General features: G+C 41.8%; 27 protein-coding genes and 1 riboswitch. Of the genes, 10 read left to right on the top strand and 17 right to left on the bottom strand.

From position 1 onward, the window contains the following. Positions 1-5: 5 nt before the first annotated feature. The 4 genes from H7F25_RS04150 to H7F25_RS04135 all read left to right on the top strand — a co-directional run bounded on the left by H7F25_RS04150 (position 6) and on the right by H7F25_RS04135 (position 2218). Positions 6-341, top strand: a complete 336-nt coding sequence (locus H7F25_RS04150) for a hypothetical protein (RefSeq protein WP_024425013.1) — start codon at positions 6-8, stop codon at positions 339-341. 88 nt (positions 342-429) lie between these two features. Continuing rightward, complete coding sequence (locus H7F25_RS04145; protein ID WP_024425014.1) at positions 430-933, top strand: spore coat protein; 504 nt, start codon at positions 430-432, stop codon at positions 931-933. A gap of 146 nt (positions 934-1079) precedes the next feature. Next, on the top strand, positions 1080-1571 hold the full coding sequence (locus H7F25_RS04140; protein ID WP_003211658.1) for a CotY/CotZ family spore coat protein: 492 nt from the start codon (positions 1080-1082) through the stop codon (positions 1569-1571). A gap of 203 nt (positions 1572-1774) precedes the next feature. Beyond that, the gene (locus H7F25_RS04135; protein WP_044334783.1) at positions 1775-2218 is read left to right on the top strand and encodes a CotY/CotZ family spore coat protein; all 444 of its coding nucleotides are present in this window, start codon (positions 1775-1777) and stop codon (positions 2216-2218) included. Positions 2219-2253: 35 nt separating this feature from the next. Here the strand turns inward: H7F25_RS04135 and H7F25_RS04130 are convergent, their stop codons facing one another. The 10 genes from H7F25_RS04130 to H7F25_RS04085 all read right to left on the bottom strand — a co-directional run bounded on the left by H7F25_RS04130 (position 2254) and on the right by H7F25_RS04085 (position 11274). After that, the gene (locus H7F25_RS04130; RefSeq protein ID WP_133743987.1) at positions 2254-2940 is read right to left on the bottom strand and encodes a CotO family spore coat protein; all 687 of its coding nucleotides are present in this window, start codon (positions 2938-2940) and stop codon (positions 2254-2256) included. A 114-nt stretch (positions 2941-3054) separates the two neighbouring features. After that, positions 3055-3831, bottom strand: a complete 777-nt coding sequence (gene fabI, locus H7F25_RS04125; protein ID WP_024425017.1) for an enoyl-ACP reductase FabI — start codon at positions 3829-3831, stop codon at positions 3055-3057. Between the two features lie 153 nt (positions 3832-3984). Further along, complete coding sequence (thiD, locus tag H7F25_RS04120) at positions 3985-4788, bottom strand: bifunctional hydroxymethylpyrimidine kinase/phosphomethylpyrimidine kinase (RefSeq protein ID WP_151862964.1); 804 nt, start codon at positions 4786-4788, stop codon at positions 3985-3987. A gap of 16 nt (positions 4789-4804) precedes the next feature. Further along, complete coding sequence (locus H7F25_RS04115) at positions 4805-5818, bottom strand: thiazole biosynthesis adenylyltransferase ThiF (RefSeq protein WP_087977530.1); 1014 nt, start codon at positions 5816-5818, stop codon at positions 4805-4807. Next, complete coding sequence (locus tag H7F25_RS04110) at positions 5815-6582, bottom strand: thiazole synthase (RefSeq protein WP_025093416.1); 768 nt, start codon at positions 6580-6582, stop codon at positions 5815-5817. The genes H7F25_RS04115 and H7F25_RS04110 overlap by 4 nt, the downstream gene beginning before the upstream one ends. A 4-nt stretch (positions 6583-6586) precedes the next feature. Next, positions 6587-6790, bottom strand: a complete 204-nt coding sequence (thiS, locus tag H7F25_RS04105) for a sulfur carrier protein ThiS (RefSeq protein WP_024426466.1) — start codon at positions 6788-6790, stop codon at positions 6587-6589. Continuing rightward, positions 6787-7899 carry a glycine oxidase ThiO gene (gene thiO, locus H7F25_RS04100; RefSeq protein ID WP_185854247.1) on the bottom strand — a complete coding sequence of 371 codons (1113 nt, stop codon included), beginning with the start codon at positions 7897-7899 and terminating at the stop codon, positions 6787-6789. The genes thiS and thiO overlap by 4 nt, the downstream gene beginning before the upstream one ends. After that, the gene (gene tenI, locus H7F25_RS04095; protein ID WP_185854246.1) at positions 7883-8500 is read right to left on the bottom strand and encodes a thiazole tautomerase TenI; all 618 of its coding nucleotides are present in this window, start codon (positions 8498-8500) and stop codon (positions 7883-7885) included. The genes thiO and tenI overlap by 17 nt, the downstream gene beginning before the upstream one ends. After that, complete coding sequence (gene tenA, locus H7F25_RS04090) at positions 8475-9185, bottom strand: thiaminase II (RefSeq protein ID WP_024425024.1); 711 nt, start codon at positions 9183-9185, stop codon at positions 8475-8477. The genes tenI and tenA overlap by 26 nt, the downstream gene beginning before the upstream one ends. A 78-nt stretch (positions 9186-9263) precedes the next feature. Next, positions 9264-9373, bottom strand: a riboswitch (TPP riboswitch). A 59-nt stretch (positions 9374-9432) separates the two neighbouring features. Continuing rightward, positions 9433-11274, bottom strand: coding sequence for a monovalent cation:proton antiporter family protein (locus tag H7F25_RS04085; protein ID WP_056766165.1), 1842 nt, complete (start codon positions 11272-11274; stop codon positions 9433-9435). A gap of 161 nt (positions 11275-11435) precedes the next feature. Between H7F25_RS04085 and prpE the strand changes: the two genes are divergently transcribed. Further along, a complete protein-coding gene (prpE, locus tag H7F25_RS04080; RefSeq protein WP_025093413.1) occupies positions 11436-12179 on the top strand; it encodes a bis(5'-nucleosyl)-tetraphosphatase PrpE in 744 nt (247 codons plus the stop codon). Between the two features lie 41 nt (positions 12180-12220). Here prpE and H7F25_RS04075 read toward each other — a convergent pair whose 3' ends face one another. The 4 genes from H7F25_RS04075 to H7F25_RS04060 form a co-directional block, all read right to left on the bottom strand. Then, positions 12221-13123, bottom strand: coding sequence for an RluA family pseudouridine synthase (locus H7F25_RS04075; protein WP_034621762.1), 903 nt, complete (start codon positions 13121-13123; stop codon positions 12221-12223). Positions 13124-13131: 8 nt separating this feature from the next. Further along, the gene (locus tag H7F25_RS04070; RefSeq protein WP_003211364.1) at positions 13132-13932 is read right to left on the bottom strand and encodes an NAD kinase; all 801 of its coding nucleotides are present in this window, start codon (positions 13930-13932) and stop codon (positions 13132-13134) included. Positions 13933-13995: 63 nt separating this feature from the next. Further along, positions 13996-14625: a GTP diphosphokinase gene (locus H7F25_RS04065; protein ID WP_024425028.1), complete on the bottom strand. Its 630-nt coding sequence runs from the start codon at positions 14623-14625 to the stop codon at positions 13996-13998. A 33-nt stretch (positions 14626-14658) separates the two neighbouring features. Beyond that, on the bottom strand, positions 14659-15024 hold the full coding sequence (locus H7F25_RS04060) for a UPF0738 family protein (protein WP_024425029.1): 366 nt from the start codon (positions 15022-15024) through the stop codon (positions 14659-14661). A gap of 235 nt (positions 15025-15259) precedes the next feature. Between H7F25_RS04060 and H7F25_RS04055 the strand changes: the two genes are divergently transcribed. The 5 genes from H7F25_RS04055 to H7F25_RS04035 all read left to right on the top strand — a co-directional run bounded on the left by H7F25_RS04055 (position 15260) and on the right by H7F25_RS04035 (position 18678). Beyond that, positions 15260-15838, top strand: coding sequence for a CYTH domain-containing protein (locus H7F25_RS04055; protein WP_034282049.1), 579 nt, complete (start codon positions 15260-15262; stop codon positions 15836-15838). 21 nt (positions 15839-15859) lie between these two features. Next, positions 15860-16627 carry a lytic transglycosylase domain-containing protein gene (locus H7F25_RS04050; RefSeq protein ID WP_044334764.1) on the top strand — a complete coding sequence of 256 codons (768 nt, stop codon included), beginning with the start codon at positions 15860-15862 and terminating at the stop codon, positions 16625-16627. A 275-nt stretch (positions 16628-16902) separates the two neighbouring features. Next, positions 16903-17301, top strand: coding sequence for a globin domain-containing protein (locus H7F25_RS04045; protein ID WP_008355333.1), 399 nt, complete (start codon positions 16903-16905; stop codon positions 17299-17301). Then, positions 17298-18209: a ClpXP adapter SpxH family protein gene (locus tag H7F25_RS04040; protein ID WP_024425033.1), complete on the top strand. Its 912-nt coding sequence runs from the start codon at positions 17298-17300 to the stop codon at positions 18207-18209. The genes H7F25_RS04045 and H7F25_RS04040 overlap by 4 nt, the downstream gene beginning before the upstream one ends. Before the next feature lie 295 nt (positions 18210-18504). Next, positions 18505-18678 carry a hypothetical protein gene (locus H7F25_RS04035; RefSeq protein ID WP_024425034.1) on the top strand — a complete coding sequence of 58 codons (174 nt, stop codon included), beginning with the start codon at positions 18505-18507 and terminating at the stop codon, positions 18676-18678. Between the two features lie 106 nt (positions 18679-18784). Here H7F25_RS04035 and pepF read toward each other — a convergent pair whose 3' ends face one another. The 3 genes from pepF to cls form a co-directional block, all read right to left on the bottom strand. Next, entirely contained in the window at positions 18785-20611 is a 1827-nt protein-coding gene (pepF, locus tag H7F25_RS04030) for an oligoendopeptidase F (RefSeq protein ID WP_281733681.1), read from the bottom strand. A 214-nt stretch (positions 20612-20825) separates the two neighbouring features. Beyond that, positions 20826-21986, bottom strand: a complete 1161-nt coding sequence (locus H7F25_RS04025) for a competence protein CoiA (RefSeq protein ID WP_149125762.1) — start codon at positions 21984-21986, stop codon at positions 20826-20828. A gap of 162 nt (positions 21987-22148) precedes the next feature. Then, positions 22149-23669 (bottom strand): cardiolipin synthase, encoded by a 1521-nt coding sequence (gene cls, locus H7F25_RS04020; RefSeq protein ID WP_044334757.1) that lies wholly within the window; start codon positions 23667-23669, stop codon positions 22149-22151. Positions 23670-23696 lie beyond the last annotated feature (27 nt).

The following is a 23696-nucleotide window of genomic DNA, read 5'->3' as shown; positions in this document are numbered from 1 at the left end:
TCATCGTGGCTGAAGAGAACGAAAAAAAGGAGTTTCAAATCAATACGGATATTGATCCATTAACAAGTCTTCTTGTCAGTGATGTGTTAAACAAAAACAATATCACTGATGATCAGAAAGCAAAAATTTCAGACGATCAAAGAAGAATGATTTTGAAATTAGTCGAGGACTTACAAAAGAAAGCAAATGATTTCGTAGAACAGCAGCAGGAGAAAAAAAGGCAGGCTGAGGCAGCAAAACAGCCGGAAGAAGTAGTGCCTGAACCAAAAGTACGTCCAAATCGAAACTCACTTCGAAATCGTATTCAGCAGCGTCGTAATGCGCAGCGTAATAACGATTAAATAAAAATGGGTTGCCTGCTAGGGTAAATGCCCGAGACAAAACCACGCATTCCAGCATTTAATAAAGTAAACGGAAGGAGGAATAGAAATGGATTCTAAACCATATTCTTGGGTCGCTCTAGATCGTAACTGTACACACCACGGACACCACAGACACCACGAACACCACGACGATTGCAACTATGAAAGAAAAGCACTTTGTGACGATTATTATGATGATGAAGATATCTTACAAGACTTGGATCAAGTAAGCTTCACAAAGCAGACATCTGAGGAAGTCATTATCGTCAGAGACTCTTGTGACATTAACGTATCTTCTGTCGATGCACAGGTTGCAGCATCTATCCAAGTAGCGATTCAAACAGCGATCATCACCATTACAAATATCTCAATCGCAGACGGTGATTTGGCAGACCGCGTCACGCAGGATCTCTTACAAGCTGCTACTCACAAACAAACAAACCGCCAAAAACTTGTCATCGAAAATTCAAGAAACGTTACAGTCTCTACAATCGATGCGGACATCTCTATCGCAATCCAAACACTTACACAAACTCTTGTTGCGACAATCGTTGCAATCGGCATCCTCTAATGTCCAAAAGCAGAGCGAAAAGCTCTGCTTTTCCTTTTATAAAAATACAACAAATATAAATGGTCATTTACCCACACCAACTAGAGGGCGCATACATATGTTGTTAAGGACTAAAGTCAAATACCTTGTTAAAGGAGCTGAAATCCATGAGCTGCGGAAAACACCATGGCCGACATGATGAAAACTGTGTATGCGATGCGGTTGATAAGATTTTAGCAGAGCAGGAAGCTGTAGAAGATAAATGTCCTACGAGCTGCTACAGTAATTTATTAAGCCCAACAGTTTCTGGAAAAGATACGATTCCGTTTTTACTTTTTGATAAAAAGGGCGGGTTGTTCTCTACTTTCGGAAACATTGGAGGATTCGTTGACGATTGCCAATGCTTCGAATCTATTTTCTTCCGGGTTGAAAAATTACACGACTGCTGTGCTACGTTATCTGTATTAAGACCAGTTGATGTACACGGACATACGCTGAGCGTGTGTCACCCTTGTGACCCTGACTTCTTTGGTCTAGAAAAAACGGACTTTTGTATTGAGGTTGATTTAAACTGCTTCTGCGCAATCCAATGCTTAAACCCAGAGCTTGTCGACAGAGTCATGCCATCGAAAGATAAAAAGCATCATCACCACGGCTAAATCAACAGGCCGCTGATCTAACTTGTCATGAGTCAAAGCATCCCCTTCCTCACGAATGACAGCCAATCATGCGGAGCAGTCAGCATAAGAAGCGGCCGCTTCCGCATTGGTTAAAAGTAGATGCACGAGCCGGCAAAAATAGCTTGTAGATGATGACAGTGCTCAAACACTCAAACAAATTTCCTAGTATAGGAGGGTTGAATATGAGCCGCAACCATTCATGGAGCTGTGTAACAGAGGCTGTTGAAAACATTAGCGACTTGCAAAATGCTGTCAAAGAAGAGTGCCCGACCAGCTGTTACAGCAATCTCCTTTCTCCATCACATTCATTAGGTGACACTGTCCCGTTTGTTCTCTTTACATCCAAATCAAAACCATTCGTCGCATTCGGAAACGTCGGAGAAGTAGATCCAGGTCCTTGCTTCAGCACTGCATTTTTCAGAGTCGAACACATCTGTGATCACTGCGCAACACTCAGCTTGCTTATCGCATTTGACAAAGACCGTCATATTTTAGATTTTACAGATAAAGATTCTTTATGTGATGTGTTCCGATTAGAAAAATCGAAGTATTGCGTTGAAGTAGACCTTGACTGCTTCTGTGCAATCGAGTGCCTAAACCCACGACTCATCAATCGTAACTGCTAACAAAAAAAGTCCCTATAAGGGACTTTTTTTATTAGTTAAAAACCTAGCGGATGGATGGAAGTAATCTCAGCAATCGCTAATTCGACTGGATTTCCCCCGCCTGCTGTACGAATAATCACAGTATCATCTTTTCGATCCATGATGATTCCTCTATATGTTTTACCATCAGCTTCAATCAGACAAAGAGCTCTTGGCATATTATGAGGCAGTCTTGTGAGAAAATCGACTTTTTCATCAATACTCATCTGACTTAAAGGCTTTTTCACTCGTTTTCTTCTTGGTTCTTCTTTTGTTTCATGAAAAACACCTTCTGGCTGGTTTCCCTCTTCTTCTTGAGGCTCTCGCTTTTGTATGAGCTCTGGTTCTTGTGTGATTTCTTGTTCCTGTGTAAGTTCGGCTTCTTGTGTATCCTCTTGTTCCTGTGTAGCCTCTGCTTCTTGTGTGATCTCTTGTTCTTCTGTAAACTCAGCTTCGTGTGTCATATCTCGTTCTTGTTGAAGTTTAGGCGGCTCGGCTTCTTTTTTATGCTCTATTTCTTGAGCGGCAGGTTCCTCCTGCGTGCTTTCTTTGATCACATCTTTTACATTGGTCTCACTTTCTGGCTGTTTTTCTGATTTCTTTCGCTTTCTCACAATATTTTGCATGGCCGGCTTTGATTCTTGATAGCTCGGCTGAACAATATACATCAGCGGCTTTTGATTCTCATCACCTTTATTTGACATACTAATCCCTCCCGAATGATTCATTCCTTATATATATGAACGGAGGGCTCAAATCAGAAGAAAAATAAAAAAACAGCATACCCTTCTTCGGTATGCTGCAAGTCATGTATTCGTTTAGCGGGCAATGATGTGGAAGCCGGAATCAACATGCAGATTCTCACCTGTCATGCCGCGAGATAGATCACTGAATAAGAATAGAGCTGTATCGCCAACTTCTTCAGGAGTTGTTGTACGGCGAAGTGGTGCACGCTCTTCAATATCCTTCAGAATGGTATTAAAGCCGCTGATGCCCTTTGCAGATAACGTACGAATTGGACCAGCAGAAATACTGTTCACGCGGATGCCTTCTGCGCCTAAATCAGCTGCTAAATATTTCACACTTGCTTCAAGTGATGCTTTCGCTACACCCATTACGTTGTAGTTAGATACAACACGCTCTCCGCCTAGGTATGTAAGCGTCACAATGCTTCCACCCTCTGTCATCAATGGACGTGCTGCTTTTGCTACAGCTGTTAATGAGTATGCACTAATGTTGTGCGCCAAAAGGAACCCTTCACGGTTTGTATTTAAGTATTCACCAACAAGCTCTTCCTTGTTTGCAAATGCAATGGCATGCGCAACGCCATGAATGACTTGTACTTTTTCTTTAATTGCAGCGAAACATTTTTCGATTTCTTCGTCACTTGTCACGTCACATGGAAGAATAATTGAATCATCACGCTCAAGTGTGCTTGCCAGCTCTTTTACCGATTCAGCAAGACGATCTCCAACATAAGTAAAAATCAAACGAGCTCCAGCTTCATGAAGTGAGCGGGCAATTCCCCAAGCGATGCTTCGTTTATTGGCAACACCCATAACCACGATATTACGGCCTTCTAAAGAAAAGTTCATATGTAATAAAGCCTCCTATTTTTTCAAGACATAGTATTAGTACCTGATCATAATATTATCACAGATCATAAGAGAATGACAATTTCCGCTGAAAGAAAGTTTCATTTTCGCGAAAAAACCGTCTTCATAAGTGAAGACGGTTCGATTCCTTTATCATTTGATTCTGTTTTGCTGATAAGCAAAATGGTTCGTAGGTCCGTGTCCAGATCCAATACGTAAAGGGAATTTAATGGCTTCATGAACAAAGGTTTCTGCTGTTTCAAAGGCTTCCTGCATCGAATATCCTTTCGCAATTTCAGCTGTTAATGCTGCTGCAAACGTGCAGCCTGTGCCATGTGTATGCGGTGTATCAATATGTTCATTTGTGACTTCAATAAAGCCTTTTCCATCATACAGCAGGTCTGTAATCATCCCATCAGATGGACCATGGCCGCCTTTAATCACGACATGTTTCGTACCTAGCTCATAAAGGTGCTCCGCTGCCACATAGCGGTCCTTTTTCGTCTGAATTTGTATCCCTGTCAGTACTTCTGCCTCAGGAAGATTCGGCGTTACAGCATAGCTGACAGGCAGCAAGTGTGTTTTCATCGCAGCGACCGCATCTTCATTTAATAAAGAGGCCCCTCCTTTTGCGATCATGACTGGATCTACAATCAGCTTCATATCATATTGAACCGTTTTTTCAGCTACAATCTTGATCATGTCTGCACTCCACAGCATCCCTGTTTTGGCGGCATCTGGCGGTAAGTCTTCTGCCACTGCATCTATTTGACGCTCTAACGCCTCAATTGAAAGCGGGTATATCCCATGAACACCTAGTGTGTTTTGCGCAGTAATCGCTGTGATCGCAGACATTCCGTACACACCGAGCTCCTGAAAAGTTTTCAAATCTGCCTGAATACCTGCTCCGCCGCCAGAATCAGAACCCGCGATTGTGAATGCTTTTTTGATCGTCATTTCTTCACACCTCTCATTAGCCAATCCATTGATGATAAATGGTTCTTGCTTTGGCAATATCATTCGTACCATGTACAAGCGCTCTGCCATCTTTAAATAAGACAAGCTTAAACTCATCCTTTTGACACGAAAGCAAATATGGATTCTCAAGCACATCCATTCCTGCTTTCTTTAACCGAAGAGCTACTTCATGTAAAGGCGGCGGTGTTTCTGCTGCACTGCGGATTTGTACCGTATTGCGGCCGCATAGTACATCTGCCTTCGCTCTCTTGTCATATGAAAGAAATGGATAGGTCTTCAGTCCACAGCTTGGACATTGCTTCTTCTTTAAAGACGCGGCCGACCGAATGTCAGAGCGTTCATTTTTCCATAAATCGAAGGATTTTAAAATTGGCGTCACTTGATGTCCTGTTAAATATTTAAGTGCATCTGCCACTTGATATGCGGCTACCTGCTGCACAACTGGACTAATGATACCTGCTGTATCACATGTCATGCCTTGTGCAGGCAAATGTTCAAGCAGACAGTGTAAACACGGCGTCTCACCAGGGATCACTGTGAATTGAATGCCATAACTGGCGACACAGGCCCCATAAAGGAACGGTATTTGATGTTTGACAGCGGCATCATTTGCAATCATTCTTACCTCAAAATTATCCGCTGCATCGACAATGATTGAAGCCTCACTGACAAGTTCGTCAATATTGTGAGCAGTCACATCGATCACGATTCCTTTGATGTGCACGTCACTGTTTACTTGCTTGAGTCTTTTTTCAGCCGCCACAGCTTTTGGCAGCCGATCCTTCACGTCTTGCTCCGTGTAAAGCTGCTGACGCTGAAGGTTGCTCCATTCAATATAATCTCGGTCCAAAATGGTGACAGATCCAACGCCGGCACGAACGAGCATTTCAGCACTTGCGGTTCCAAGTGCACCCGCTCCAATAATGACCGCCCTTGAGTCATTTAGCCGCTTTTGTCCCTCTGTTCCGATTGGCTGAAAAAGCTCTTGGCGTGAATAACGAGTACTCAAAATGACGGCATTCCTTCCTGTGGACTGCTCGCTGTCCCATAGTTTTTCAGCGGAATACGTCCTGCCTCATAGCCTAGTCTTCCTGATTCAATCGCGAGTTTCATTGCTTTTGCCATTTTCACAGGATCCTTTGCACCAGAGACAGCGGTATTTAGTAATACAGCGTCTGCTCCAAGCTCCATCGCATAAGCTGCATCCTTCGGAGAACCTACGCCAGCATCAATAATGACCGGCACCTTCGCCTGCTCAATAATAAATGAGAGATTCAAAGGATTTAGTAAGCCTTGGCCTGAACCAATCGGTGAAGCACCAGGCATGATAGCATGGACACCGAGTTCTTCTAATTTTCTTGCCAGCACCACATCATCAGATGTATATGGCAGCACGATAAATCCTTCTTCGAGCAGCATTTCAGATGCTTTTAATGTTTCAACTGGATCTGGCAAAAGAGACCTTGAACAGCCAATGACTTCTACCTTGATCATGTCACAAAGCCCAGAAGCCTTTGCTAAACGGGCAATACGCACTGCCTCTTCTGCTGTACTTGCTCCAGCTGTATTCGGAAGCAGCGTATATTTTGATAAATCAAGCTGCTCCAAAAAATTAGGCTGAGATGCTTCGAATATGTTCATTCTTCTGACGGCAAAGGTTAAAATTTCGGCTTCCGATACGTTCACCGCTTCTTTTTGAACCTCAAATGATGGGTACTTTCCTGTTCCGAGTAATAGTCTTGATGTGAATGTTTTTCCGCCAATGTGCAGCATTGGGTCATCCTCCTCCTACGAAATGAACGATTTCAATCGTGTCATTTGGTTGAATTTCTACTTGTTGAAACGCTTCTTTATCAATGATTTCATGGTTCTTTTCAACGATCACCACACGGTTTTCAAGCTGATAGGCTGATAGCAGATCATAGATCGTTCCATTCTCTTGATCGAAATCAACGATTCTGCCATTCAATTGAATCTTCATACGAATAGTGCCTCCTTTCGTCCAATACGAAACGCGTGAAGCCATTCCTCTTTGACCGGTTCGCCTAATATCAGGTCACGAATGATTTCTCCAGTAATCGGCGCAAGTAAAATGCCATTCCTGTAATGCCCTGCAGCAAAAAGAATACGCTTGTCTTCTGGATGTCTTCCGATATAAGGATGCCGGTCGTTTGTCGCCGGACGAAGGCCTGCCCAGCACTCTTCAATCGGCATCTCCTTAATAGAAGGCATAAGCTGAGACGCCTTTTGAATCACAGCTTCCATGCCGCCAAGCGTTGGAACAGCCTGCCACTCGTTTGCCTTCATTGTTGCGCCGATAACAAGCTTTCCGCTATCTCGCTGAACGATATAACAATGATCATGATAAATGGTGTGTGCGAGCGCCGGACCATTATTCCATACAGACACACATTCCCCTTTTACTGGATAAAGAGAATGAGATAATCCGAGTTCTTCAAAAAAACGGCCAGACCATACACCACTTGCGACTGTCAGGTCATCACATGTGAATGTGCCCTTCGTTGTTCTGACAGTTAACGCTTCTTTGTCCCGCTTCACTTCGATCACAGGTGTACACTCTTTCACATCTGCCCCGTACCGGACAGCCGCCTGCCATAAAGCCCTGCATACAGCGTAAGGTTCCACATGCACATCCTCTTCAATCAAACCTGCTCCCAGCATGTGATCTGTAACTTGAGGCATGCATTTTTTTACGCTGCTTGCGTCAAGCCATTTAAATGTAGACAAATGCTGCATCCGGCAAAGGGCTTGTTTCTCTTCTTCTGTAAAGGCGACCTTCATGATACCGCCCGCTGAAGTTCGAATATCAATGCCTGATTCATGCAGAAGATCGACTTTTAATTTTTCGTACAATGCCTGGCTTGCTCTGCCTGCCTGAAAGAAAACATCCTCATGACCCTCTCCTTCAGCATGTGCACCGAGCATCCCGGCAGCCGCACTTGTCGTTTGCTTCCCTATCTCATTCGCTTCAAATAAGACCACCTGTTTTCCTGCTTTTGCAAGGTGATAGGCGATGGAGACCCCTATGATTCCACCACCAATGATTGCAACGTCATAATGCTTTTTCATAAGGATTCTCCTTTACCTTTTCAGAAAATGCTTGTGCCATCATACGCGGCTGATGATGAGCAAAAATCCCAGACATGACAGCAATTCCTTTCACATTTGCTTGTTTCAATTCTGGAACTCGTTCTGGGGTCACCCCGCCGATGGCCACCACTGGAATCGTTAGTGCAGAAGTCAGTTCTTTCACAAGATGTACACCTCTTGCCTGAAGTCCTGGTTTACAAGAGGTAGCATATATGTGCCCAAACATGACATACTCTGCTCCATTTTTCTCTGCTGCTTTCGCTTCTTCTATCGAATGGACAGATACTCCCGCATGAAGGTGAGGAAATTTTTTTCGCAGTTCTTTTGGCGAAAAGCTGTGGCCCGGGAGATGCACCCTGTGAATATTGGTAAGCAGTGCAACGTCTACGCGGTCATTGATCACGAGCTTTTCTTTCGGTACACCTTCTAAAAGGAGATTCTTCACGAGATCAACAAGCTCACTTGCTGTTTTAGACCGTTCACGAATATGAATAAAATCCACTTCAGACGCTATGGCTTTTATTTGTTTGATCAGTTCACCCGCAGGAAGGGAATCATTTGTCACTGCGTGGAGTTCCATTTGCACCAACCCCATCTAAGCATGCTGTTTGCCACATTTCTTTTTGATACGCCATCTCCCAAAAGTGATATTCATAATAGCTTGAAATCACGAAATTTTCTTTCATATTGGCCCGTACATGGTCTGGTGCTTTTTCTGCTAGTTCATCAAAGCGGTTCACCTGTTCGAAGACGAGTTCCTTAAACCAATCGCCTCCGTATGTCAAAATCCATTCTTGGTAAATTGGATGGTCAGGTGTTGTTTGTTTCAGCTTTTCACCTACCTCATAATAGAGCCAGTAACACGGTAATAGCGCGGCTAAAATCTCTTCAAACCGTCCGCTTTTTACAGATCGGTACATATGAGAGGTATACGCATAAGCAGTGGGAGAAGGCTTAAAGTTCTCAATGGCTTCATCAGAAATTTGCAGAAGCTCTGTAAATTTCCGATGCAGCGACAGCTCTGCTTCATACGTGCCCTGGGCATGATACGCCATTCTGCCCGTCGTATGTAAGTCCTCACTTATCGCCGCTCCATATGCCTGCACCTTTGCAAAATGAGTTAAATAATAAGAATCCTGCATCACGTAATAGGTGAAACGATCGAGTGAAAGTGTGCCATCTCCAATCCCTTTGACAAAAGGATGTGTAAAGCTTCCATTCCACCATGTTGCTGCAGCCTCTTTACATTCTGTTGAAAACGTCATGTTCCTCTCCTCCTGTTTTTCCATATAAAAAAGCCACTTTCCGCGTGGAAAGTGGCTTGGAATTTGTAAAAAGCATAGTCAAAAACCGCACCACTTCCCTACGCAGGTATGAACCTGTTCAGGTAATGAGGGTCTAAAAGTCGACACTTTTATCTCAGCCCTTTTAAAGGACTCCCCTAGTGGATCAAATATATGATGTTGTACCTCTATCTTAATCAGGAATTGTCCATTGGTCAAGGGTTCATTGTCATTCTAATTGGGCTCTTAGTCCTGCCACATACTCCCTGGAGCCCGATACAAGCACACGGTCGCCGCTTCTAAGTGTCGTATCTCCATGCGGTACTAAGCTGTCTACCCCTCTAAAAATGCGGACAAATACCAAATCACCGGTGAAAGGAAATTCTCTCAGCATGACATTATGATAACGATGATTGTTCATTTGAATTTGATACAAAGAAGAATCCTCATTTGTTAGCAATCGAATCGCATCAGGTGCTTCAATCAAAGCTCTTAGCACCGTTTTAGATGACAGGAAAGTAGAAAACGTATCAATTCCCGCTTCCTTCAATGTCAGCTCTGCCTCTGCTTTGTTGACACTTGCAATGACTTGTTTTGAACCTTCTTCTTTTGCAAATAAAGCAATTTCCTTATTTTTCGTCTCACTGCCTGTTGCGACGACAAGGACATCCTCTTGGCCGACGCCTGCCTTTCTCAGCGTCTCATCGTCGTATTGTTCAATTGATTCGACTTCAAAGATAGAGTCTGCCAGCAGTGCTTCCTTATTTTCTTGAAACACATGCAAAATTCGAATGTCATATTCATCCTGATGTAAATCAAGTGTGACAGGTAAGGTCAGCTGATTTGCACCAATAAAGGTCACACGCTTCTTATGGCTTGCCGCTTGTTCTTTTTTAAACAGCGCTTTAAACCAAACAGGTGTTAAAATACTCGTTAGCACCGCAACTAAAATCAGCGCTCCTGACATTTTATGATCAATGACACCGAGCCGCTCACCAATCGTCGCAGCTGCAATGACGAGAGATAAAGTTGAAGTTAATAAAAAGCCGGAGCCAATGACCTTTTTCATGTCATACCATTTTTTCAAATAAAGAATCGGGACGAGCTTACTTATAAGCAGCGCAATAAACAGAAGCGGAATCATGATCATAATTGTGGGGTCCTTAAACAGTGCCCATATATTCAGATCCACTCCGACCATCACAAAAAAGATCGGGATTAAAAATCCGTAGCCAAATGAGTCCAGCTGCTGAACGAGTTCTTTATTTGGCGAAAGAAGGGACACAAGCACACCAGCTAAAAACGCCCCAAGAATATTTTCAGCCCCGAGTGATTCAGATAAGGCAACTAAGACTATAATGAGAGTAAAGATTGCCCTTGTCCCAATTTGCACGGTTCCTTTAGACATCGACTGAAAAATTGACTTTGTCTTAAATACGCGGCCAAATAAATAAAGAAGAATGCCTGCAGCAAATAATAAGAGCAGGAGCCACATGTTCCCTGTTCCATCTCCATAAATGGAGGAAAACACAGCAAGCAAAATCATCGTGACCAAATCGGCAATGACAGCTACAAGCAGAATGATTTGACCGATATTCGTCTGCATCAACTTTTCCTCTTTTAAGGTTGGCACCACTACGCCTAATGAGATGGTAGAGATAATGAGCGTCATTAAAAAGGCATTTTGAATAAACCCTGCGAGTACAAACGCATAGGACAGGATAAAGGACATACAAAATACCCCAAGAAAAATAATGGTGGCTGCTTTAAATGTATTTGGTTCTTTTAAACCATTTGGAAGTTCTCGTGCTTTCTTCTTTGACTCAAAAGAAGAAAAATCTATTTCAAGTCCACTTAAAAACATCAGAAAAATAAAACCGAGCATGGATAGTGTATCTAACCACGCATCATGTTCGACAACCAGTTGAAGACCGCTTTTCCCAATGATGAGCCCCATGATGATTTCAGCTACAACGACCGGAATGGTCAGCTTAAATCGGTGCAATAAAATAGGGGTGAAAAAGGCGACAATAATAACGACAACGAGTGATGAAACAGATGTATGCTCCATTGGCTAAAGCCTCCTAACATTCATGTTTAATTTTTTAAGTCTTACGTTAAAGCATTGATTCTAACAATTGCCCAAATGAAATGAAAGCCATTCGTTATATTTTCTAAAATTCAAACTTCTTTATATCCGATGAATGGATGAAAAAATCAGGAGGAAACCTTATGAAATTCGATATTATTGGCGATATCCACGGCTGCTACGAAGAGCTGCTTACCCTCATACACAAACTAGGATACGAACTCAAACATGGATTACCCGTCCATCCTGATAAGAGAACGCTGGCCCTTGTTGGTGATCTAACAGATCGTGGACCTCGGTCAGTAGACGTCATGCGATTTGTCATTCATGCCTATTCACACGGCGCAATCCGCTATGTACCTGGCAACCACTGCTTTAAGCTTTATCGCTACTTAAAAGGAAATCCCGTCAAATTGCTTCATGGCATCGAAACCACAGTGAACGAAATAAAAAAACTGCCAATCCATGAACAAAACAAATTGTCACATGAATTTAAGCAGTTATTCGAGAAGGCTCCGCTTTATGATGTACTCATTCCTGATGAGCTGATCATTGCACACGCAGCGATGAAGGAAAAGGATATTGGAAAAAAGCCGAATAAACAAATGCGGTCCTATTTATTATTTGGTGCCGTCACAGGAGAAACATGGCCAGATGGACGGCCTGTTCGCAAGGACTGGGCAAAGGAATATCACGGAAAACCGTGGATTGTGTACGGCCATACACCAGTGAAAGAACCTCGATTCGTTGGCAGAACGGTCAATATTGATACAGGCTGCGTATTTGGCAACAAGCTGTCTGCCCTCACATACCCTGAGCTTAAAACGGTCTCCGTTCCTTCATCCATGCCTTATGACGATTCTAGATTTCAGCATTTCACATCATAAAAAAACCCGGTCCTCCGCTCCAGGTGACCGGGTTTCTCTATTTAAAAAAGCAATGATTTCATATCATCAGGAAGCGGGGCTGAAAAAGTCATTTGCTCACCTGTCATCGGATGAGGAAACACAAGGGTTTCACTATGCAGTGCCTGCCGGTCTATCCGCTCGGTCGTTCCGCCATACAGCGTATCTCCGATGAGCGGATGCCCAAGAAATTGCATATGAACACGAATTTGATGTGTTCTCCCGGTTTCAAGTGAGAGAGACACATCCGACATGTTCAACTCAGCGATTACCGCTCGCACGGAATAATGCGTTACTGCCTCCTGCCCAGCATCATCAACCATCCGCTCGATAATACTATCCCCTTTTCGGGCAATTTTTGCAGCGATCGTTCCATGTTTTTCTGTGATCATGCCGTGTGTAAAGGCTCTGTATGTTCGTTTAACCGCTCCACTTTTTTGCGCCTTTGATAAAAGGCTATGGGCAAAGCGATGCTTCGCCACAAGCATGACACCAGATGTATCACGATCAAGACGGTTCACCAAATGAACCGTATGCCTAACAGACTGCTTGGCATAATGATGCAGTAATCCATTCGCAATACTGTGCGCAGGGTGCTCCCGAGAAGGGATCGAAGGAATATACGGCCTTTTATTCAGCACAAGGACATGCTCGTCCTCAAATATAATATCAAGTGGAATCGGTGCAGGCTTCAGCCCTTCACTCACTTTTTCCTCGGGAAATAAAATGGTGAGTCTGTCCCCTTCATGCAGCTCGCACTTCACGGTAACATGCTCTCCATTAATGAGGAGGTCACCGCCATCAAACTTAATATCCGTCAGCATTCTTTTCGAAATGCCAAGATCAATTAAATATTCCTTTAAAAGCAGCCCTTCTTCTTTGGCTGTTATGGTTTTGTTTAACGTAAAGTATTCCAGCGGGAACAACCTCTTTCTTATTCTCCTTTTCCGATAAAGGAATCTTGCACCCTTTTCCAAAACGGAAACGGTCTAAATCTGGCAAAACGGACATTCTCGTCTGCCACCCGGCATTGAATGGATTTGACGTCTTTATGAAGCAGTGTCAAATGATCAATGGTCACCTGAAAATCGACATCATTCCTCGGTTTAATCACACAAGTATGATGGTCAGGCAAAATAAGCGGTGAACCGACCGTCCGAAACACTCGGTTGTTGATTGAAGCCATTTCTGCCAGCTGAATGGCTCTAATAGAAGGATGAATAATGGCGCCACCCAGTGCCTTATTATAGGCCGTACTGCCAGATGGTGTAGACAGACAAAGGCCGTCACCTCTGAATGTTTCAAACAGCTGGCCTCTAATTTCAACATCTGCTACAAGTGTCCCTTCCATGCTTTTAATCGTACATTCATTCATTGCTAAATATTTCTCTTCTCTGCCGCCGTCGTTGTATCTGACAATGACTTCTAAGATCGGATATTCCACAATATGATAAGGCGTTTTCGCAATGGCTAAGACGAGTTTTTCAATTTCACTCGGCACCCAGTCAGCATAGAAGCCAAGATGACCTGTATGAACACCGACAAAAGCTGTTTCATTTAGACGGTCGCTATAACGGTGAAACGCATAAAGAAGGGTGCCGTCTCCACCAACCGTAATGACAAGATCCGGTTCCTCTTCATTTAGTTCCATACCAAAATCCAATAAGTAGGTCTGAATTTTACTTTTGAGCGTGTCAGATACAGAATTCCCTTTTGAAGAAACTGCAAATTTCATGAATTCTTCTCCTTTTTCACCTTGCTGCTATGAGAGGGCAGCATCATATTTGATCAAACTGGCTCAGCTGTCGTTTTTCTTTTTCCGGGAAAATGCCACTTGTGCTTCTTGAATTTCCCCTCTGATTTCGGACATTTCTTCATCGAGGCGAGATGCTGCCTCAGATGCTCTTTGAAGGCGCAGCTTGACCTTCTCCGGGATATTCCCGCTATATTTATAATTCAGAGAATGCTCAATGGTCGCCCAAAAGTTCATCGCAAGCGTACGAATTTGGATTTCGACGAGGAGCTGTTTCTCTCCACTTACGGTTTGCAGCGGATATAACACAACAAGGTGGTAAGATCGGTATCCGCTTTCTTTATGTTCTGCAATATAGTCGCGTTTATCTACAACCACAAAATCTTTACGTGACTGGAGCATTTTTTTCACGACTTGTATATCTTCTACAAACTGGCACATAATGCGAAGCCCTGCAATATCCTGCATCGTTTCAATCTCATGCATCGGGATGTTTTTACGCTTTGCCTTTTCTAATATGCTGGCAACGGGTTTCACTCGGCCTGTGACAAATTCTACTGGTGAATGGTCATCCTCGAATTCATACAGCTTTCGAATGCCTTTTAGTTTCACTTTTAATTCTTCGACTGCTTGTTTATACGGTGCGAGGAATTGATCCCATTGTTTTTTGTCCATGAAACTTCCCCCAATTCCATATACCTAATTATTTCAGAGGAATGTGCTTTTCACTTTCTCTTCCATATCTCCGTAATTGGCATTGTCTTTAATATTGTCGATTAAATAATGTAATTCCTGTTGAAGCTGAATGAGTTCCAGCGAATATTCATCCGATGCCAAATAGACAGGGATGTCACGATTCATTGCTTCTTTTAATGGAGCCCATGTATGTTCCCCTAAAATAAGATACGAAAAGGACTCCTCGGTTTCAAGTATGTAAACGAACGCAAAGTGATCAGAATCAACAAGCATTTGTCCTGATGCTTTTGCTTTTTGGATTTGCTCTTCTGACTGGATTGTCAAAATCAGCCTGTCTTCTTTTAAAGTTGCTTCTGTGATTTCAATTCTGTTTTGCATCATGATCTCCTTTACAACAAAGTACAGCTTTATTTTATCATATCAAGTTCAATATTGATAAACCGAACTTTTTGAGAAAATCCTGTTTTTCTCTTTTAAATGATCCTTTCCCAAGATTCTTCATTCATTTTGGTCCATACCTAAAGAAAATAGAGAGAAAAAAACAGTCTTTTACATGGTGAACACACTTCATGTACAATAATCATATTTCCTCTAATGAAAGGTTGATGTCAAAATGGCACAGGAAATTGAAATCGAACTAAAGCAATTATTAATGAAAGAAGAATTTGAACAGCTGAAACAGCATTTTCAATTGAAGGATGCGGATTTCCACACGCAAACCAACTATTATTTTGATACACCTCAATTTGATATAAAATCTCAATTGGCTGCATTAAGAATGAGAGAAAAAAACGGTCAATGGGTGCTCACATTAAAGGAACCTCACGAAATAGGCTTGCTCGAAACCCACCAAACGATCGCTCCCCCTTCTCAACTTGATGATTTTAAGCTGCCAGAAGGTGAAGTTGCGGACAGATTAGACCACCTGAACATTCAAAAGGATCAAATTGTGTACTTTGGTTCACTTGAAACGTCAAGAGCAGAAAAAATGATCCAAGAAGGCTTAATTGTTTTGGATCACAGCCGATATTTAACAGTAGAGGACTATGAACTTGAATTTGAAGTGAGCGACCTGGAAATCGGACAAGCCGCTTTCTCCGCATTGCTCCGCAAATTTCATATTCCAGTACGAAACACGAAAAACAAAGTCGTTCGTTTTTATGAAGAAAAAATGAAAACACAGAATAGATGAATTCCTTGAAGGAGGAACATGATGAACGTCAATCAACTTCAATCCTTTATGCAGCTTCAAGCGCTTAAAACGTTACAAACAGATCCAGCACAAACGCAAATGTCTGCAGGTCAAGAATCGAATGCCCAAGCTTCATTTCAGTCGCTGCTGCAAGATTTTTTAGGCGGATCAGAATTATCACGTCTCCCGCTTTCCATCTCTGCTTTTATGGGCACGGACCCATCAACGGCTCCGAACACGCAATATGCGCGTACAAACCCATATTTATCTGCCACTTCCGGCAGTGATCAGCTTGAGGCCCAATCTTTGTATGCAAATGACAATCAATTAAATGCAGCGAATGGCATTGGAAATGTCTTAAACAACAGTTACACGCCGCCGCTTCAAAAGGCTGTCTCCAGCGGCTCATCATCAAAAGAGATTAATCAAATCGTGTCACAAATGGCTCAAAAGCATGGCGTTCCCGAAAAGCTGATTCACGCGGTCATCAAGCAGGAATCCGGCTACCGCACAAATGCTGTCAGCCATGCAGGTGCGCTTGGACTCATGCAGCTCATGCCATCTACTGCTAAATCACTTGGCGTCAACAATGCTTTTGATGCGTCCCAAAACATTGAAGGCGGAACGAAGTATTTAAAACAAATGCTTAATAAATATAACGGTAATATCTCACTCGCCTTAGCTGCCTATAATGCAGGCTCAGGAAATGTAGATAAATACGGAGGCATTCCTCCATTTAAAGAAACACAAAATTATGTAAAGAAAATCACAGCTCAATATTTCGCTTAAACCGAAGAGAATAACCTCTTCGGTTTTTTGTATGTCGCTTTTCCCCCTTTTTTGACTGAATGTGTTATGATATGGTCAATTGATCACAGAATCCGATTCTCTCTTTATTTCGAGCAGACCAAAGCGGTTTGTTTGTGGAATTGAGATGAGGTTGTTAAAATAAGTACAAGAATAGAAACAATAAAATAGAACAAACTGAATATCACTTTTGAAATAAATGAAATACGCAATAGGGTGAGTCATCCTATTAACTACGAGTAAAAGGAGTAGTCAACATGGTACAATCGTTTAACGCACCTTACGAAGCGGTTGGAGAGGAACTTCTATCGCAACTTGTTGATACTTTTTATGAAAATGTAAAGTGTCATCCTTTGCTTCATCCTATTTTCCCGGATGACTTAAAAGAAACAGCAAGAAAACAAAAACAGTTTTTAACGCAATATTTAGGCGGACCGCCGCTTTATACAGAAGAGCATGGCCACCCAATGCTGCGGGCGAGACATCTCCCTTTTCCGATTACTGAGGAGCGGGCTGACGCATGGCTTGAATGCATGGAGGATGCAATGGATCAAGTAGGATTAACCGGCGATATTCGTGACTTTTTATTTGAACGGCTTTCTCTGACGGCTCGTCATATGGTCAACCAAACACCTGAAAAGGATGGACGATCTTGAGCTGCAATACGCACGATCAATATTTCTCACACTGTCACGGACATCCTCAAAAGCCGATTGAAATCTATGTATTCATTGATCCTCTAAGCCCTGACTGCTGGTTATTAGAGCCGTCCATTAAAAAGTTGAAAATGAAATATGGCCGTTTTTTCACTTTACGAACGGTAACAAGTTCTAGTATTAATGCTTTGAATCGGAAAAGAAAGAAACATTTACTGACTGAAGCATGGGGGAAATTTGCCACTAAAACGCAGACCAAAAAAGAACAAATGCTGTCTGAACAAATTGTGACATCACCCTACCTCGCCTCACTCGCACTAAAAGCAGCGGAGCTTCAAGGCAGAAAATGCGGAATGAAGTTTTTGCGTCTCATTCAAGAATCACTTTTTTGCCATCAGCAAGATGTCACAAGTGAGCAGGTGCTGATAGAAAATGCAAAAAGTGCTGGACTGGACATCGAGGAATTCCAGCGCGACATTCATTCTCAAAGTGCTGTGAAAGCACTGCAATGTGATATGAAAATTGCAGCTGAAATGGACGTATCTGAGCTTCCGACCTTCGCCTTTTTTAATACCGTAAATGGAGACGAAGGATTAAAAATTTCAGGTGCCTACTCTTATGATATTTACGAAGAAATCCTTTTTGAAATGATTGGTGAAAAACCAACACCATCAGAACGGCCTCCAATTGAATGGTTTATTGCTTACTTTCAATTTGCTTCCGCAAAAGAGATAGCCGTTGTCTATGACCTGACGCTTGAAGAAGTTGAACGAGAAATGAAGAAGCTGGCTTTCGCTCAAAAGGTAGAACGTGTCCAAGTGCAGCAAGAAATGTTTTGGCGCTATAAAGAGAATGACCACCATACAGATCTTGATGTCTATCGCTGTGAAAATGAACATGGGTGCTGACCCATGTTTTTCTTTACCTTCACCAAGAACATTTGTTCTGTTTATAAATACGAAGAAACCGCGCCGGGATAAGCGCGGTTTCACTATGTCTTAACGACAACAAAGGGGATGGGAGAAATTTTTCACGGTCAAACAAAGGGGTAATGTTTGTATGTGATTAATTTCACATCTGTAGTATATCAAATTTTGTCGACTTATGACAACAGATATACTATATGTTCATATTTTTGTCACAAAACATAAGAGGGTTGTCACTTTCATATAGTAAAAGTAACAAAAAAATGGGGGGATCTGCATGCGCAGCACAACTATTGGACTTGTTGCCATTGGCTTATGTTTCTTTTTAAATATATTAGGCTTAATGAAGATGCTTCCTCTTTATTTGACGTCTCCACTCTTATTTGCTTCGATTCTTTTTACGCTTTATCGAATGAATCACCGTAAGACCTTTAGAGGTTTTAAAGGTTGATATTGACATGGAACGGCCTCGACATCTGAAGAGGTCTTTTTTTATGAGAAAAAAACTCCTGTCAAAAGATGAGATAGCACTCACACGTCTGACAGAAGTCTTTTCATTACTCACCTGTTTTGGAGATGAGCTCTTCCATTTCTTTTAGTTTTTCTTCGAACAATTGACATGCTGCTTCGATTGGTTCTTTAGAAGCCATATCAACCCCTGCTTTTTTCAGCACATTGATTGGATAATCAGAGCTTCCTGCTTTAAGGAAATCGGTGTAGCGCTCTACCGCTGGTTTTCCTTCTTGTAATATTTGCTTGCTTAATGCCTGCGCCGCGCTATAGCCTGTCGCGTATTGATACACATAATAGTTGTAATAGAAATGAGGGATTCTCGTCCACTCTAATCCGATTTCCTTATCAACCACCATACCGTCACCAAAGTACTTCTTGTTCAGGTCATAATAAAGGTTCGTCATAAATTCTGGCGTTAAAGCCTCTCCTTCTTGTGCTTTCACATGAATAAGATGCTCAAACTCAGCAAACATCGTTTGTCTAAATACCGTTCCTCTAAATCCTTCTAACAAGTGGTTTAATACATACAAACGCTGCTTTTTATCGTCTAAATGATTAAGCAGGTATTCGCCTAGTAACGCTTCATTTGTAGTGGAAGCCACTTCAGCTACAAAGATACTATAGTTTCCATACGGATATGGCTGGTGCTTTCTTGTATAGTAGCTGTGTACAGAATGCCCAAATTCATGAGCCAGTGTAAACAAATTATCAATATTATTTTGCCAGTTCATGAGGATATATGGATTTGTACCATAGCTCCCAGATGAATAAGCACCGCTTCGTTTCCCTTTATTCTCATAAACGTCTACCCAGCGATTTTCGAGTCCTTCTTTTAACACGGACACATATTCTTCTCCTAATGGGGCTAACCCTTTCAGCATATAATCCTTTGCTTCATCGTAGGTGAGCTTCATGCCAGCATCTTTCACAAGTGGTGTGTACAAGTCGTAATTGTGCACTTCATCAAGCTTTAATACCTTTTTACGTAATTCAATATAACGGTGTAATAACGGTAAATATTGATGAACTGTATCAATTAGATTGTCATACACTTCTTCCGGGATGCTGTTTCGTGATAATGCCGCTTCTCTTGCCGATTTGTAATTTCGTACTTTTGCATAAAAATTATCCTTCTTAATTGAACCGCTCAGTGTAGAAGCAAGTGTATTCTTATACTGATCATACGTTTTATACACAGCTTTAAAGGCATTCTTTCTCACTTCACGATCATCACTATTTAAAAATGTGATGAAGTTGCCGTGGGTAATCTTCTTTTCCTCCCCATTCTCATCCTTTACAGAAGGAAAAGAAATGTCGGCGTTGTTAAACATACTAAAAGTAGTAGATGAAGATGAAAGTGGTTCAGAGGCCTCAGCTAATAAAGCTTCTTGCTCCTCACTTAAAATATGTGGACGCTCTTTATTAATTTCTTCGAGAGCATGTGAGTACAGTTTTAATTCTTCTTTTTCTAGTATGAATTGCTGCAATTTATCTTCTTGAATCGATAAAATCTCTGGAACAATGTAAGCAGATGTACTTGACAGCTGTGTAAATAGATTTGATGCCTTATCATTTAACGCCTGAAATGATGAGTTCGTTGTATCTTCATCGTATTTCATGTGCGCATATGTATAAAGCTTGCCAAGCTTTTCAGAAAGTTGATCCTGAAAGGTTAGGGCTTCATACAGGACATCAGCAGAATGGGCCAGCTTGCCTTTAAACTGAGCCAGCTTCGGAATTTCTTTTTTGACCGCTTCGAATTCCTTGTTCCATGCATCGACGCTTTCAAAAATATCTTCAAGACGCCATTTGTTTTCTTCTTTTACTTCGCTTCTGTCTGGTAGATGATTGTTTTTGTTTTGTGAAGTCATATGAATCCCCCTTGCTTGAGTTGTGTTGAACCAACCTTTCGGAAAGTGAAAGAAATTGGTGTTGTATTTATCTTCTTTGTTTTGAACTATATTTGTCAAATCATATGCAGAAATAAATACCAAACAGACTAAAAAAATGAGAAAAAAGCGTTTCTTTTGATTCAATAGCAGCACCACCTTTTTCTTATCATGATCAAAGTGGTGATGAAACATGCTAATGAAATATGAAAGCATCTCGTTTTAACACTTCATCTAGTGTTCGTATAGGCATTTGATTCGACGATACTTCATAATTACCCTCTTTCGTCATATGTAAAAACCCTTGTCTTACAAGCGCATTTACATATGCAGTGACCACCTCTTTTATTTCTTCTCTTGAAACATCGCCATATCGGAGTTTCACTTCTTTCATTTGCACACATCGATTGATTTCCATCATTAGCTGCTGAATTGTCACTCTTCCGCTTCCTTTTTTCCTCATCATCCAATCATAGAGACACCCCTGCCAAACATACACGGGACTTGTAAAAATATACGCTTCTTGCACTGGAATAAATAATTCAGTTGGCAAAAAAGGGAATGCTGTTTGATGATGCTCATAAAAAATACTTCTCAAACGTTTGCTTTCATTTGATAAAATGCGAGGAGGACGCAACCTAAATTGCTGTATACATTTAATCCATTGTTGGTTTACTTGACGCTTGCTTGAAGGCGGAGATAGAAATGCCGGAATTTCGCGGTATGCTGAAGGTGGTCTGACAGTTATTGCCGCACATATTTTCGTTGATTGAAACACAAGGAATTGATCGAGATGGATGAACCTATTCTGGATCGGGCAGAAAAAAATCAACCGCCTTTCCTCTGATTCCCTTAAAATTCCCCAATGAATGGAGGAGAAAGAAAAAAGCTGGGCAGATTTTCGGTTTAAACGATTTGCCCCTATCATCCATATGGGAAAGAGCCCTCCCTCGCGGAGACCTGCAGTTCTTCTGCGAAGCTCTTGCCGGGAAATATTTGCACATTGAAATTCGATTGCATAAGTTTCATTTCCTATAGAGACGGTCACATCAGGACGCTGATGAATCTTTGACATATACTTTTCCAGCGCCGGTTTATGTCCAAGCCCCTTCAGCCAATTCATAATAGCTTCCTTTCCCGCCTGATGATAAGCCGTTTCGCCTGAGGCTAACGGACATGCTGTCAGCTGTTTATGCGCAAAATGATAGACACGATGCTCCCCTAGCTTTAATTGCACCTCCTCCCTGCACTCAGGACAATAAAATTTGCACGTCTTTCTTACATGCTCCAGACGGCTTTTCGATAAATGATGTGTCATTCGGATAAGCTTACCGTTATCCATCATTGCTGTATTCATTCAGTTCGCCCCTCGCTCTTTGATGACCGTATTATAGCTTGTTCGTCTATAAGGAAGCGAAAAGGCAAAATGAATTTTTACCGTGTCAAAAGATGATTTTAATGATCATCTCTTCAGGAAAATTAAAAATCCCCCTTATAGAAAAGGGGGAAAATACAATCTTTATAAAAGTGGTGATAATAATCTTGCTGTTGATTCAAACAGTCTGACCCCCAAAGGTCTCTTTGCAAACTCTTCAGGAACAATTTCATGTGACTGCTCTAAATCACCTAAGAAATCGTTGACGAGCTTCTCGGTGCTTTTTGTTTTATAGAGGAAGGCATTCACTTCAAAGTTCAAATGAAAGCTTCTCATATCCATGTTTGCCGTTCCTATCGAAGCCAGCTCGCTATCCACAATAATAAATTTACTATGCATAAAGCCTTGATCATACTCGTACACCTTTGCCCCTGCGTCAAGAAGCTCCGGGAAGTAAGAACGAGACGCATGGAAAACAATCCGTTTATCTGGATTCTTTGGAGCAATAATCCGTACATCTACTCCGCTCAATGCGGCAATTTTCAATGCGGACAAAATATCATCATCCGGCACAAAATACGGTGAAGCGATCCAGATGGATTTTTTGGCGGAGATGATCATGGAGAAAAAGAGATTTTTAATGACCTCCCACTGCTTGTCAGGCCCGCCAGCAATCATTTGTACGCCTTCTGTTGTACTCTCAAGGTGGCTGAAATCTTTGAAATAGTCCACACCAGAGCATCTTTCATTCGTCATATAATACCAATCCTGCATGAAAATCTGCTGGAGGTCACGAACAGCTTCGCCCTTAATCATCAAATGAGTATCACGCCAGAATCCATATTGTCTGCTTCTGCCCATGTATTCGTCTCCAATGTTAAGCCCGCCGACAAATCCCACTTCCCCATCAATTACGACAATTTTTCTATGATTTCGGAAGTTGATTTTATTATTTAAAAGGGGGAGCCTTACTGGTAAAAACGGAACGATCTGAACGCCAGCCTTTTCTAGGTCAGCAATATATTGACGAGAAAGTTTTAAGCTTCCTACATCGTCATATAAAAAGCGGACAATCACGCCATTTTTCGCTTTTTCAATGAGAATGTCCTTTAATTCTTGGCCAAGGTCATCGTGGCGGAGAATGTAATATTCTAAATGAATGTGATGTGTTGCTTTTTTAATCTCTTCAAAAATATGAGAGAATGTTTCTTCACCATTGGTTAAGACTTTAGAGGACGTGCGATATGTAATAGGAGTATGTCCAAGTCTGTGGGCCAGCTTAAATAAGAGCTGCTGATGATCACCCATATGCGTCATTTTTTCAATTGCTTCTCTATGGATATTTTCATCTTCCTGGATTAACTTCTCGTCCAATACCGCCTTCTTTTCAAACAGTCGGCGCTTTTTAATATTGCGTCCAAAGAAAATGTAGAACAAAAAGCCGAATAACGGAAAGCTGCCAAGCAGGACAAGCCATGTAATCGTTTGAGACGGATTCCGGTTCTCCAAGAAAATAACAAATCCGATGAAAATAATCGATAAAGTAAATAGAACACTGACAGAACTTAATACACTTACCGCTAAATCACCGACAATCAATTGGATGATTAAATAAGCACCTATCGTAATGATTAGAAAAAATAGAACTTTGACTACATTTCTCATTTCATTTTTCTCCTTGCCGATCTCTTT

The organism is Bacillus sp. PAMC28571, from assembly GCF_014250435.1.
Lineage (GTDB): Bacteria > Bacillota > Bacilli > Bacillales > Bacillaceae > Bacillus > Bacillus safensis.
The sequence above is the reverse complement of the archived record's forward strand: the minus strand, read 5'-3'. Positions and strand labels throughout refer to the sequence as shown.